Raw genomic sequence first — 13,702 nt, 5'->3', positions numbered from 1 at the left:
ATTATTTTTGGAGGCTGTATGCAGCATTTTTATTATATTATATTATTTATTTATATCTTTTCAACGAGTTTATCTGCAGATGATAGATCCAATTTGCAGGCACTCTTAACTGGACATCCTGAACTTGAATCTATTCGAAATGAGCTCATTAGCTTAAGGTTCGAATCTAACCATGCGGATGTCTATCCCGATCCTAAAATTGGCTACGCACTCGTAAATATGCCGAGAAGAGACGGATTCACTGCAACACCAAGAAATCAAAGAGATTCGCCCATGATGAGTGGACAAGAGTTTAGTATCAGTCAAGAAATTCCATATCCTGGAAAGCTTGATGCAGAAAGTAGACTGGCTCTGCGAAAATCGGAATCTTTTCAAATCTATATGCAAGTTGTAGAGAATCAATTCGTTGCTTCATTTATTCGTGAATGGATCAATCAGAAAAACCTACAAGAAGAATACAATCTAAGAATCAAAATTCACAATCTATACAAAACATTAGAAAATATTCTTAAGAGTTCGGATAATAAAAAAGAATTTCTTAAAGTTCGAAATGAATCTCTATCTTCCGAAAAGAAAATCTTAGAAATCAAGACTGAACTCGATAAGTCCAAAGATGCTATCGAATATTACAAATCGAATGATAAGTCAATATATCTAGAAATCAATCAGATCAATTTGTACGGCGTGTTAGATAATTTATATAATGAGTTAAGCTCTACAATAGAATCTGATATTAACAATCTAGCCGAACGGAGTCCTGACATTAGATTGAGCCAATCTGAAGTAAATGTTTCTAAACTAAGTCAGGAACTTGATGGAATTCGACACTATCCAGATATGGAAATTTTTCTATCCTATCTGAAAAGAAATATCAATCGTTTGCCAGAATTCAATCCAACCGATCCAGCAATGAATGAAATCTATCCTCAAGAATACAGAGGTGACTTGATAAGCTTTGGAGTGAGTTTTAGAATCCCTGTCTGGTCTCTTGCAAAACAGAAGGATCTGAATAATGCTTCAATGGCTAACTATCAGAAAAGTCAAAGCATCGCCGAGACCAAAAGAAAAAGAATTCATAATATTCTAAAGCTCAGCTTAAATGAGTTCAATAATCAATCAAAGCAGCTAGAATTTTATGATAAGAAATTGATCACAGGACTGAGAGGATCTTACTCTTCCTATCAGGCAAGTTACTCTGCAAGTCAAGGTGATATAGGGACTGCTATAGGCTTTCGAATACAAGAATTCGAAGCGATGGCGGATAGAACAAATACAGTTAGAAAAAAATATTTAGCACTCACAGGGATACTGGAAGCGGCTGATTCACTTCGGAGCTTATTATGATTAAGAATATACTACTTAAAATTTTATTATTATCGTTCATTCTAATTTTCTTAGATTGCAGCAACAAAACAAAAGAAGATTATTTCTGTCCAATGCATACTGACTACCATTCAGACGAACCTGGAACTTGTCCAATCTGCGGAATGAATTTGGTAATTAATGAAAATTCAAAAAGGGATGAATTGAATGATAATATTCTTGGTGAAGATTTCGATGATAACGAATCTTCGCAAAAAATTCACATTCCTCTTGAGAAACAAAGATCGATCGGAGTCAAAACACAAAAAGTTGTAAAAGATATATTAAAAAACGAATTCACTTTTCCAGGTCAAGTAGCCTATGATCCTGAATTGTATTCAGCCTTAGTAGAATACCGTGAATCCAGAAAAGCAGGATCCGATCTTGCAACACTCGCTCAATCAGCAAAAATCAAATTAATGAAACTTGGAATCAATGATGCTGAATTGAAATTCTGGACATCCCAAGATCCAAGCATCCTACTTACAGGAAGATCCAAAAATAAAGTTTTAATCTTCTATCAAATATATGAACGAGATATAAATAAAATCAAAATCGGCTCAAATATATTTATTGAGGATGAATCTGATACTGAATCAATTTCTGGAAAAGTGAATGGAATATTTAAATTAATTGCGAATGAATCTAGAACAGCAAAGGGTTGGTCATTTGTAAATGATCCAAAACAATTGCTTCATCCGGGTATGTTTATTAAAATACATATCCCAGTTGAATATGGAATTCGTTTGGTTGTCCCCAATGATGCAATTATAAATAACGGAACGGATTCTATCGTTTATAAGAAAATTAGTGATTACGACTTTATACCAGAAGTAATAAAAACAGGACTAGTTGCTAACGAATACACGGAAGTGATCTCTGGTCTCGCAGAAGGCGACGAAATAGCAACGGGAGCAACATTCTTCCTTGATTCAGAATCGAAAATGAATTATCGAAAGGAAACGAATACAAGCAAGAAGCCAGATTCGATACCTATAAATCCGATGGATCATTCCAATCATTCATTAGAAGGAGGAAAGTAATTATGATCCAATCCATAATACGATTTTCCGTTGATCATAAATGGAATGTTTTGATAATAACTTTTTTCTTGATTGTTCTCTCTATTTTTTCTATCAAAAACATTCCCATCGATGTCATTCCTGATTTGTCAGAGAAACAAGTAATTATCTACTCAAAGTGGGATAGGAATCCATCAATCATTGAAGATCAAGTTACCTATCCAATTATTTCTGCCATGCTTGGCACCCCTAAAGTAAAAACAGTTCGAGGAATTACAGACTATGGTTCTTCCTTTGTATATGTGATCTTTGAAGAGGATACAGATTTATATTGGGCTAGATCTAGAGTTCTAGAATATCTTTCCTCCATTCAATCTAAACTACCAAAAGATGTAGATACAAGTATTGGTCCTGATGCAACGGGTGTAGGTTGGATATATCAATACATTATCCATGATACAACAAGCAAACTTTCATTAGATGAAATGCGATCCATACAAGATTTTAAATTGAAATTTTTATTGCAGTCTGTACAGGGAGTATCCGAGGTCGCCTCTGTCGGAGGTTATAGAAAACAATACCAAATCCGAGTCGATCCAAACCAACTCATCTATTACAATATCAGCATGAAAGATATTATAGAAATAGTAAGGGAAAGTAATAATGAAGTAAGTGGAAGGCTATTGGAAGTTTCGGGAATTGAATTTATGGTTCAAGGTTATGGTTATATCAAGAGTCTTCAAGATTTAGAAAATATCGTAGTTAAGTTAAATAATAACGGAACCCCAGTTTATCTTAAGAATGTTGCGGAAGTGCGATTCGGACCAGAGTTTAGACGTGGAATCACAGATTACAATGGTAAAGGAGAAGTAACCGGCGGAATCATTGTGATGAGAAATAACGAAAATGCACTTGAAGTTATAGACTCAATCAAAGAAAAAATATCTTTAATAGCAGATCAACTTCCTAAAGGTATCGAAATTGTTCCGATCTATGATCGATCCATTTTTATTCGTGAGACAATTGATTCTATTTTTTTCAAATTGATAGAAGAGATTATAATTGTATCGATTATAATCATTATTTTTCTCTGGCATTTCCCATCGGCAATTGTTCCTGTTATCACCATTCCACTCGCGATTCTATTTGCTTTTATTCCATTGCATTTTTTTGGAATTGGATCCAATCTCATGACACTTGCTGGTATTGCAATATCAATTGGAGTCTTAGTGGATGGATCAATTGTAGAAGTAGAAAATGCATATAGGAAAATAGAAGATTGGGATCGCAACGGAAGAATTGAAAAATTTGAAAAGATACGCTTGGATGCTCTTCTTGAAGTGGGACCATCTGTATTCTTTTCTCTTCTTGTGATAGCAGTTGCCTTTATTCCAATTTTTGCCTTAGAAAACCAAGAAGGTAAAATGTTTATTCCTCTCGCTTGGAGTAAAAACATAACGATGTTTATTGCAGCAGTTCTTGCAATAACAGTAGATCCTGTTATTCGAATGAGCTTTTCTCGTATCGATCCATTTCACTTCAGATCTAAACTGTTGAGTAAATTTGCAAATACAGTACTGATAGGTAAATATAGACCGGAAGAAGACCATCCAATTACAAAAAGACTTTTGAAATTCTATTCACCTATCATAGATCAGGTTTTAAAAAGACCAAAAGCGATAATAGCATCTTCACTCGGTATTATACTATTAACAATACCTCTTGCTTCGAAGATTGGAACTGAATTTATGCCACCTTTATACGAAGGAAATATTCTCTATATGCCTACAACATTGCCAGGTCTTACAGCCGCAAATGCTGAGAGTTTACTTATGGAAATGGATCGTAGAATTATTGCATTCCCTGAAGTTGAGAAGGTTCTCGGCAAAGCAGGTAGAGCAGATACCGCAACAGATCCTTCTCCTTTAACAATGTTTGAAACTATCATCATTTTAAAACCAGTTCAAGAATGGAGAGACCGCACTCCAAATTGTGATACGATCCAACCATTTCCGAAGTTCATTTGTGATAGTTTACCGAATTTTATACCAAAATTCATTGGATTATTTATGCCGACAAAGATAAGCCAAGAAGAATTGGTAAGCTTACTCAATGCAGAATTGGATTTTCCTGGCGTATCCAATGCTTGGACTATGCCAATACGAGCAAGAATTGATATGTTGAATACTGGATTTAGAACTCCAATTGGAATCAAGATATTAGGAGATAATATTGAGAATATAGATCTAGTAGGTCAAGAAATTCAAAATCTTTTAGTTACTCATAGAGAGATAAGATCTGTTTTTGCAGAACGAACACTCGGAGGTAATTATATTGATATCATTCCAAATCGCATTCAGATGGCTCGGTATGGAATAAGTCTAAAAACTTTGCAAGAAATTATTTCATCAGCAATTGGTGGAGAGACCATCACTGAGAGCGTTGAAGGACGAAATCGTTTCAGTGTAAATATTCGATACCCATATGTTTACCGTGATAGTCCGAGAAAATTGGAAACAATTTTAATTCCATCATCTAACAATGGCCATATTCCACTTGGTGATGTAGCATCTATTCAGACTAGGAAAGGAGCTGCGATGATTCGAAACGACAATGGATTCATTGCAGGTTATGTTTATATCGATACAAATGTGAATGACATAGACGGCTTGGTAACAGACTTAAAAGCATTGATAACAGAAAATATAAGCTTACCCGAATCCGTTTTTTTGGAATGGAGCGGTCAATCTGAGAGTATAATTCGAGTTAGAAAAAGATTGATGATCATTGTTCCCTTCACTATTTTATTGATTCTTTTTCTTTTGTATAAGAATACTGGATCCATAGTAAAAACAGGAATCGTTTTCTTAGCTGTGCCCTTCTCTCTCGTTGGTGCAGTCTTCTTAATTTGGTTTCTCGGTTATCAATGGTCTGTTGCAGTCTTAGTTGGAATGATCGCATTGATTGGACTCGATGCAGAGACTGGAGTTTTCATGCTGATGTATTTGGATCTATCTCTTGAAGAATTCAAAAAGAATAAATCTCTTAACAATGTTGATGATTTAAAATCGGCGATTCATCACGGAGCAGTAAAAAGAATTCGACCAAAGATTATGACAGTTCTATCTGCTTTCTTGGGTCTACTGCCAATCATGTGGTCAATTGGTCCAGGATCAGATATGATGAAAAGGATTGCCGCTCCTTTGGTCGGAGGAATTTTTTCTAGTTTCTTCTTGGAGCTCTTAATATATCCTGCAATATACTACCTTTGGCATAAAAAGATTCTATTTGGCAATCATCAGTCCAATTAGTAAATTCGAATATAGAATTATGCAACAGAAGTCCTATAAAGTATTTCTACAAATAAGACTTCTGAATAGAATAAACTTATATTTTACCCACTAGATCTGGACCAGGTTTAAGTGTCTTGGTTCCAGGTGTCCATTTAGCTGGGCATACTTCTCCGTTGTGAGTTGCAACGTATTGAGCAGCTTGTACTTTTCGAACTAAGTCTGCAGCAGATCGACCAATCCCGAGATCATGAATCTCTGCAACTTTGATCAAACCTTCAGGGTTAACAACAAATGTTCCTCTCAACGCTAGACCATCCTCTTCAATCATAACATCAAAACCTCGAGTGATCTTACCGGTTGGGTCACCGATCATCGCGAATTTGATTTTCTTAATTGTCTCGCTTGCGTCATGCCATGCCATATGAGTGAAATGTGTATCTGTAGATACGGAGAAAACTTCAACGCCCATTTCTTTCAATTGAGCATGATGATCCGCTAAATCACCCAATTCTGTTGGACATACAAAAGTAAAATCTGCTGGATAGAAACAGAAAACACTCCATTTTCCAATGATATCTTTATCACTGATCTGGATGAATTTACCATCTTTGAATGCTTCTGCTTGAAATTCTGGAATTCTTTTATTGATTATCGCCATTGTAAAGTAACCTTCCTCGAGTTATTAAAATCTATGCACTTAATATACCCTCGAATTGAAGATTTGTCAAATAAATACTATAAATGATCTCATTTAGAAAAGCTATGACCGATCAAGATTTTTCTTGTTGAATCCTTGGAAGTCAGCTTGGCAATTTCCAGAATTGAATCTTAGAATTCAACTCATCTGCTAGATTAGACAGAGAATGCGAAGATGCTGTCAATTCTTCAAGTCCTGCCGCACTGGTCTGTGTAAGATCATTGATACTGTAGATAGCTTGGGCAACTTCCGAGATTGCAGCCTTCTGCTCTTCGAGTGAAGAGCGAATTGACCGAGAGATCTCATTAACGGATTCCACTTCTAAAGTTACTTGGCTATTGATCTTTAATTGTTCGTCGGCACTTGATTGGATTGCTTCAGTCATTGTCTCAAATGAACTAACACTTTGAATAATCTTCTGAATAAGATTTATAGTCTTACTTATGATATCAGTTCCTTTGAGAATTTCTCTTTCATTTGCATCTACTAATATACTAATGTCTTTAATTGATGAGGCTGTTTTACTAGCAAGCTTACCGATCTCGTCTGCAACCACTGCAAAACCTTTGCCGTAAATTCCAGCGCGAGCGGCTTCGATTGCTGCATTCAAAGCAAGTAAGTTGATCTGTTCGGAAATATTATTTATGATTTCAACAACTGAACTAATCTCTTGCGATGAATCACCGATTCTCGAAATACTCAAACGCATTTCATCCAGAGTTTCTTCACCAGCCTGAGTCTCGGTTGTGATAAGATGGACTTCTGTATTGGTTTTTTGGACTTGGTTACTCATCGTATGGATCATATCTGACAATTGATTCATCTTGGACTTAAGAAGATCAACCTTCTTGGTCTGAGACTGAGCTTGTGTATCCACACTATCTACAGCTGCTGTGATCTCTTCTATTGATGCAGATATTTCTTCTGCACTTGCAGCTTGGGTCTGAGCATTTGCCGAAAGATTGTTGAGAGTGGATGTGAATTCTTCAGATGAAGAAGATAGTTCTACTGCAATTTCTTGATTGTCTGACAGAACATTCTTAAGGTTACTAAGTGTCTGGTTGATTGCTTCGTTGAGTTTTCCTATCTCATCTGGATTTTTGAGTTTCAATTCATCTCGTAGATCACCTTGTCCAATCTTACTCAATATCTTTTCAGATTCAATAAGTGCGCCAAAACGATTTTTAAAATAATATAGAACAAAAATTGCAAGAATCAAGCTTCCCAGAATCGAAATTGCAGTAAGCAATGGAATGGATTTCTGTGCTTGCTCTTCGACTTCCCTCATTTTTATTGTAGAAAAAAATTGAAAATTATATTTCGGATTCTTATAATGATTCACTAAATAGAGTTCATTTTCGAATACTTCCGCAAATCCTTCGTATTCATTGGTCTTGGCGGCCTTAGATGCAAGCTCAGATCCAGTCCAATTGAACATGATCATTCTTGCTATTGGGCTCCAAACTACTCTTAAATCTTTATCAAGTAAAAAAGAATTTCCAGTATTTCCAATTTTAACCGTCTTAAGGAAGCCATCCACATATTCAGTCGGTAGAATCGATATCCCAAGCATTGCAATAATCTTACCTGAACTGTTTTTAATCGGCGCAGTTATTAGAATTTCGTTTTTACCAGATAGATCAGATTTGTAAATACTTGAATAAGAAATTTCCCCTTCCTTGGCTATATCAAAGTTATTCTGCAAATCGACATTTGAATACATTCTGTAACCTTTAAGTGAATCAAAATTTTTAGCCGATGACAAGATAGCATTGCCTGCAGACAAAGAAATTATATAAATATTTTCTATTCCCAAGGCTTGGTTTTTATAATAATTCTGTAAGTTGTTATTGAGAATTGAATAGTTTGCACTATTTACAGGTATTCGAATCAATGGATCTTCAGAAAATCTTAAAACTTCCGCTGTCATAAGATCGAAATAGTTTTCCAAATATGTATTGCTATTAGAATTAAAATTACGCAAGTGATCAAGGTAAACTCTCTGCAAACTTTCATAATTTGATTTGGCCGAAATGATGAGCAAAACATTTGATAGTGATAGTATGCATACTGAAATTACAACTGGGAATATATACAATATTTTTCGATAGATTTTGAGAGAAGCAGATTCCTTATTGAAAATTCGAACAAAATATCCTTCTCTCAATACTTGGGAGAAAACTTTCTCTAACATCAAATATGTATAGATGGATGAAAAACAAGCGGCGAATATAAGTATGCTTGCGAGAAAAAAGACTTGGGTCTGAGTTACATTTTCCGCCATAAGAAATAAAATAACAAGCGTAGTCGATGACGAAACCCACCGAAATACATTCAATGCAATCAATACCATTGGAATTCTAGTTAAGGAATTCCAAGCTAGCAAATATTCGTCATCAGAGAATGTGACTCCGTTCTGGAAATGATCCATATAGATTCTCAAAGGTTTGAAGAGTCGACCGGTGACAATGATATAAGGAATTGTAGAAATCACTATTGCAATTCCGATACCTACAACCAGATAAAGAATCTGGTTTTTATCTGGATCAACAAGATAGAAAACCAATGCGATAGCAAAAGGAACAATCGTTAAATAACTGAATAATTCAATCCAAAGAATATAACGAAGATGCAACTTTTTAAAACTAATCATTGATACAGACTTAATATTCCATTAACACTGGGTCAATGAAAATTAGGCAAATACCTAATAATCTAGCGATCGTTCAATTTTTATTGAGAATGGATTGTATTCTATTCAAATAAATAGGTTCGTAAAAGGAATCTTCAAAGAATCCATTGTGGCCACCAAACGACAATACTTCGAGATCGGTTAGACTTGCTTGTGAATGCGAACGATTGTATTCGTTAATTTTATTTTGCAATTCATAGAAATCGTCGATAGGAATCACGGGATCATCATTTGATGTAATCAAATGACAATTTGTTTTGCAACGAACCAATTCGTCTAAGTCAATAATATATCCCGAAAAGTAGTGATCTGTATCACGAAAATCGGAAGATTTTCCAATAACATAGTCCGTAACGGACATTACAGTTTTGTATTGGGATAATTTGGAAAAATCATAGTCATCCGGGAAACTTGATTCTTTATTTAGAAGAGAGTTTACCCAACGTTTGCGAAAATACCGTCCAAGCAATTTCGACTGATCCATACTCACAGTAGCCTTCTTCGGATTGAGAGCAGGACTGATTGCGATACTGTGTTTTAGATTTGGAATCTTTTTTCCTTTGTTGAACATAGCAAGCCTAAGAGCAAAATTTCCTCCCAGCGAGAAACCAATCATTGATACTGGGGCTAGTGGAGAAAATTTAGATGAAATCCATTCGATTGCTTCAAAATGTTCAACTAGTAAATTTCCATGAAAGATAGTTTTGTTGTCGCGAAATGTATTGCCATGATCTATAAAATTCAATCGAAAAACGGAATAGCCTGCTTTCTGCAAGAAAAGTCCAGTCTTCAGAATGTATGAAGACTGCGAACTTCCTTCCCATCCATGCAAAAGAATCACAAGCCCGCGAGGACTTGTTTCTTTGCCTTTCGAATAGTAACCAGTAAAATTATGGCCGAGCTTAGTTTTAAATTGGAAAACAATAGACCGCTTATGAAATTCTTTTTGCTCTTTTGAAATAATTCCTATACCAGCAAGTAGGGTTTGAACCATTCCGTTTTTATAAATTCTTTTGAGCATATAAAATTTCTATTCGGGCACGATCATCTAGCTTCGACTTCTATTTTTTCATCCTTTTCGTCTTCAGTTAAAATGGGACTCTCGATTCGCTCTAATAGCGCTTGCAATAGAACAAAATAAGGCGTCACTTTGTCTGCTATTTTTGGTCCAACCATTTGAGTATATGTTCTAACAAGAGATAGATTTTCCGATGGATTGGGTTTATATACATTCTGGGCAAATCCTTCCCATAACACTGACGAATCAGAACATTGAATCAACCTGCCAGTAACCCCGATATCAATTTTGCTTTCTTGCATTAACTCATTTACAGTAAGTAGCATGATATGTTTTACGGAAGGATCGGAATTGCCACAGATGTTTTTACTAGACTTTTCGAAAGGATAGATGATGAACTCTTTGTGATGCGACAAATAAGATTCGGACATGGATGCTACCATTGTCCTAGTATCAGAATCTATATTGCTTTCCTTCGATATATCAATAACCAATCTCTTAATATTTTGAATATCCGATTCCCAAGTTGGAGCAGTCTTGATATACTTGACCGTACAATTGGTAAAAAATAATACCATAATTATAAAATATATTTTTTTCATTTTTTGTAATATCTCATCCTTAATATTGATAGTATCTAAATTACGAATCCTTCTTTCGTTTGGAATCTCGATTCGTCTTTGCAACTTTTTTACTTGATGCTTTTTTATTTGCAGTTTTCTTCTTGGCATTAGGTTTCTTCTCTGCCTTCACCGAAGATGAATCGACTTTTTTATTCTTAGACCGACCTGCCTTTGTATCAACCACTTCTGTTGCAGCGTGCATCTCTTCTTCATCTTCCAATCCGAGAGGTGTTTCATCTTCTGAATCAAGCTTTTTGCCACCATACACAAATTGCAATGCTGTCGGAACTAACGTGAGAGCGATCAATAGTGAAGATCCGATTCCAATACTTGCAACAATTCCGATCGACTTCAAGCCTTTCTGATCTGCGATCAATAGAGAACTCCAGCCGACAAGAGTTGTGAGAGTGGATGCAATGATTGCCGAACCAACCTTCGACATAGCTTGTAGTACATCTCTATCTTCGCGAAAACGATAGTAGATATATATTCCATTCTGGATTCCATATCCAACGATTACAGGAAAAACCAAAACGTTCATAAAGTTCAATTGGATCTTGAACATCGCCATGATACCAAGTGTCCAGGCAATTCCCAAAACCAATGGAATCAACGAGATCAAAGCTGGTAAAATTCCTCGAAAGAAAACTACAAGAACTATAAGGACAAGTCCTAAAGTTATAAAGAAGGCAACTACTCCTTCTCTCTGAACAATCTTAATTAGATTCGCAAAAAGAATCAAACTTCCCGCTGTATTGGCAGTATAGGTATAAGACCTAGCTTTTTCTAATGTGTCAAAAGGTCGATTCTTCTGAATAAAATCTATAGTTCCAGGAAGAATTCCGAGTGATAGAAATTGTTCTCGCTGATAATTGTTGAGTGCAGAAAGTATATTCGCTTTCTCAGCCTCTGTCCATTTATCATTCACTGGATCAACGGATACGTTTCCGTTCCTATCATACAATAGAGTATTCAAAACTCTTCTAGATAACTTCGGATAGTTGAGCTCTCCCACAGAATCATAGAACTTCAGCAATTTTCTTCCATGCCAGAGGGCAACTTTGGGATAGATAAAAACTAAATGTCCAGTCTCCTTAGATCCAGGAACTTCACGAAATTGTTTTGTATAGTAGTCGGGAATGTCAGCAAGCTTATACTCTTTTACTTCCAGATATTTCTTGACAATCGGTAAATACTTTTTCTGCTCTGGCTTAAGAAAACTTGCTTTAACAGGTTTCATATCTGATTGCAATTGATTGATTACTTTTAAGTTGGCACGCTGTTGTCCGATAGAGGGAAGAAAATTCCATAGTGATACAACTTGATCAACTGAACCGGCAATCTCTTCTGGAACCGGAGTCATATAGTCGAATACAGCTTCGGACTCTTCTATAGTATCTACAACAATTACTTGAGGATCTGAACTTATATCGAACCGATCTGCTATCTCATCATATAGATTTACGGATTCCAAATTATCAACCATAAGATCGCGACCATTGTAGTTGAATTTTATATCAAAAATAAAAATTGAGCAAAGTATAATTACAGCGATAATTGCTCCGCTCAAAATTCCTGGAAATCTATAAAATGAATACAAAAATGCGGAAGGTGTCTGTTCTTTCTTGGTTAGAAGAAATGATGATCGCATCTTAGGGAAGAACTTAAATATCAAAACAATTTGCAAAGCAGTGACCGAATACATAGCAATTGCAATGATTATGATTCCATAAGTCGCGATAAGTCCGAACTCACTAAATCCTCGAAACTCCGATAGGGCGAGCACAACAAATGCTGATGTAGTCGTTAGCGCTGAGATAAAAGATGCAATACCTGTATGGTAAATTGTTGCTTTAATCGAACGAAGTGTATCTTGATCTTGACTGAACTCTTCTCTGAATCTATATAAAAACTGTATACCATAATCAATTCCTAAACCCATAAGAATTGACGCGATAATGCTTGTTACAGTATTCAATTGTCCAATAAATACAGCTGTTAGTCCGAATGAGAACAGTATCCCAGAAATCAATGAGAACATTAGAATAAAGATGAAAATTGGATTTCTAAAGAATAACAATAGCAAAAGTGAAATTCCAATCAAAGATGTAATCGCAATTGGCTTGAGAGCATTCATCAAAGTCTCATAGTCATCCAGATGCAGTCGATAAGTCCCTGTGTATCCGACTCGAACTCCTGACTTCTCAATTTCTAATTCTTGAACTATGTCTTTGAGTTTGCGATCCAGTCGTATATTAAATTCCGTGTCCGTGAATGATCCAACCGGCTTAATAAGCATAAGCAACATTCCCTTTTCCGGGGAAATATTGTATTCATCAAAGATATCTCTCTTCGCTAACTTTTGGTATTTTCCGAGAATATCATCAAACGTAGGATTGTATTCTTCATCCGATAAATTTATAAAAAACGGATTGGCTCTTTCTACTTCTTCATCAATTTTTCTTTTTACCCGCTTGCGGACTTCTTTCAAATCTTGATTCTGAAGGAATAGAGGCAATCTTTCTTGTAGGAAAGCTACATCATATCGATAGGAAATGTATTGAACAAATTCTTTTTCTTGCAATAATCTTGCATTCAATTTATCCGAAGTAGTCTTAAGTAATTTTTCTTGCTCCGTATAGTATTTTAGATTCTTAGATCTAATTGCAAAAGCAGAAGCGAGCTGTTGATTAGCCTTCTCAATATCACCTGACTTTCTTGTAACAAAAGATTCTTGCAAAGCCTCTGTCATACCTTTCTTATCATCAAACTTAAGACTTAGAATATAGAAACCATTGCCACCAATCATCTCAATAACCTTTCGAGTTTTGACGATAGAAGGATTATTCGGAGGCAAAAGTTCCATATTATTCGTGTTAACTGTCAATGTAGAAGTCTGCCAGATCGACAGACCAAGAAAAATAAAAAGAACGATGGATGACTTGATTGGGTTGAGTAGAACTTGTTCTACAACATTGGAAAGAAATTTTCTCAT

General features: G+C 35.5%; 8 protein-coding genes. 3 read left to right on the top strand and 5 right to left on the bottom strand.

The features are described 5' to 3' along the window. Window positions 1–18: 18 nt before the first annotated feature. Genes O4O04_RS06505 through O4O04_RS06495 form a run of 3 tightly spaced genes read left to right on the top strand, consistent with a single transcriptional unit; the run spans window position 19 to window position 5,695 of the window. Entirely contained in the window at window positions 19–1,344 is a 1,326-nt protein-coding gene (locus tag O4O04_RS06505) for a TolC family protein (protein ID WP_272534954.1), read from the top strand. Further along, entirely contained in the window at window positions 1,341–2,405 is a 1,065-nt protein-coding gene (locus tag O4O04_RS06500; protein WP_272534953.1) for a heavy metal-binding domain-containing protein, read from the top strand. The genes O4O04_RS06505 and O4O04_RS06500 overlap by 4 nt, the downstream gene beginning before the upstream one ends. 2 nt (window positions 2,406–2,407) lie before the next feature. Continuing rightward, complete coding sequence (locus tag O4O04_RS06495; RefSeq protein ID WP_272534952.1) at window positions 2,408–5,695, top strand: efflux RND transporter permease subunit; 3,288 nt, start codon at window positions 2,408–2,410, stop codon at window positions 5,693–5,695. Window positions 5,696–5,771: 76 nt separating this feature from the next. Here O4O04_RS06495 and ahpC read toward each other — a convergent pair whose 3' ends face one another. The 5 genes from ahpC to O4O04_RS06470 all read right to left on the bottom strand — a co-directional run bounded on the left by ahpC (window position 5,772) and on the right by O4O04_RS06470 (window position 13,702). Continuing rightward, window positions 5,772–6,335: an alkyl hydroperoxide reductase subunit C gene (ahpC, locus tag O4O04_RS06490; protein WP_272534951.1), complete on the bottom strand. Its 564-nt coding sequence runs from the start codon at window positions 6,333–6,335 to the stop codon at window positions 5,772–5,774. A gap of 142 nt (window positions 6,336–6,477) precedes the next feature. Beyond that, complete coding sequence (locus O4O04_RS06485) at window positions 6,478–9,027, bottom strand: methyl-accepting chemotaxis protein (RefSeq protein WP_272534950.1); 2,550 nt, start codon at window positions 9,025–9,027, stop codon at window positions 6,478–6,480. A gap of 73 nt (window positions 9,028–9,100) precedes the next feature. Further along, window positions 9,101–10,087: an alpha/beta fold hydrolase gene (locus O4O04_RS06480; protein ID WP_272534949.1), complete on the bottom strand. Its 987-nt coding sequence runs from the start codon at window positions 10,085–10,087 to the stop codon at window positions 9,101–9,103. Between the two features lie 23 nt (window positions 10,088–10,110). After that, the gene (locus O4O04_RS06475) at window positions 10,111–10,686 is read right to left on the bottom strand and encodes an MXAN_6521/LA_1396 family lipoprotein (protein ID WP_272534948.1); all 576 of its coding nucleotides are present in this window, start codon (window positions 10,684–10,686) and stop codon (window positions 10,111–10,113) included. A 40-nt stretch (window positions 10,687–10,726) separates the two neighbouring features. Then, a complete protein-coding gene (locus O4O04_RS06470; RefSeq protein WP_272534947.1) occupies window positions 10,727–13,702 on the bottom strand; it encodes an efflux RND transporter permease subunit in 2,976 nt (991 codons plus the stop codon).

The organism is Leptospira sp. GIMC2001 (assembly GCF_028462125.1).
Lineage (GTDB): Bacteria > Spirochaetota > Leptospiria > Leptospirales > Leptospiraceae.
Note: the sequence above shows the minus strand (reverse complement) of the source record. Positions and strands in the feature narration are given on the sequence as shown.

What these genes read in the sequence shown, in the direction of transcription:
- O4O04_RS06505 (WP_272534954.1), top strand. Translation starts at nt 19, where the DNA reads ATGCAGCATTTTTATTATATTATATTATTTATTTATATCTTTTCAACG.
- O4O04_RS06500 (WP_272534953.1), top strand. Translation starts at nt 1,341, where the DNA reads ATGATTAAGAATATACTACTTAAAATTTTATTATTATCGTTCATTCTA.
- O4O04_RS06495 (WP_272534952.1), top strand. Translation starts at nt 2,408, where the DNA reads ATGATCCAATCCATAATACGATTTTCCGTTGATCATAAATGGAATGTT.
- ahpC (WP_272534951.1), bottom strand. Translation starts at nt 6,335, where the DNA reads ATGGCGATAATCAATAAAAGAATTCCAGAATTTCAAGCAGAAGCATTC.
- O4O04_RS06485 (WP_272534950.1), bottom strand. Translation starts at nt 9,027, where the DNA reads ATGATTAGTTTTAAAAAGTTGCATCTTCGTTATATTCTTTGGATTGAA.
- O4O04_RS06480 (WP_272534949.1), bottom strand. Translation starts at nt 10,087, where the DNA reads ATGCTCAAAAGAATTTATAAAAACGGAATGGTTCAAACCCTACTTGCT.
- O4O04_RS06475 (WP_272534948.1), bottom strand. Translation starts at nt 10,686, where the DNA reads ATGAAAAAAATATATTTTATAATTATGGTATTATTTTTTACCAATTGT.
- O4O04_RS06470 (WP_272534947.1), bottom strand. Translation starts at nt 13,702, where the DNA reads ATGAGAAAATTTCTTTCCAATGTTGTAGAACAAGTTCTACTCAACCCA.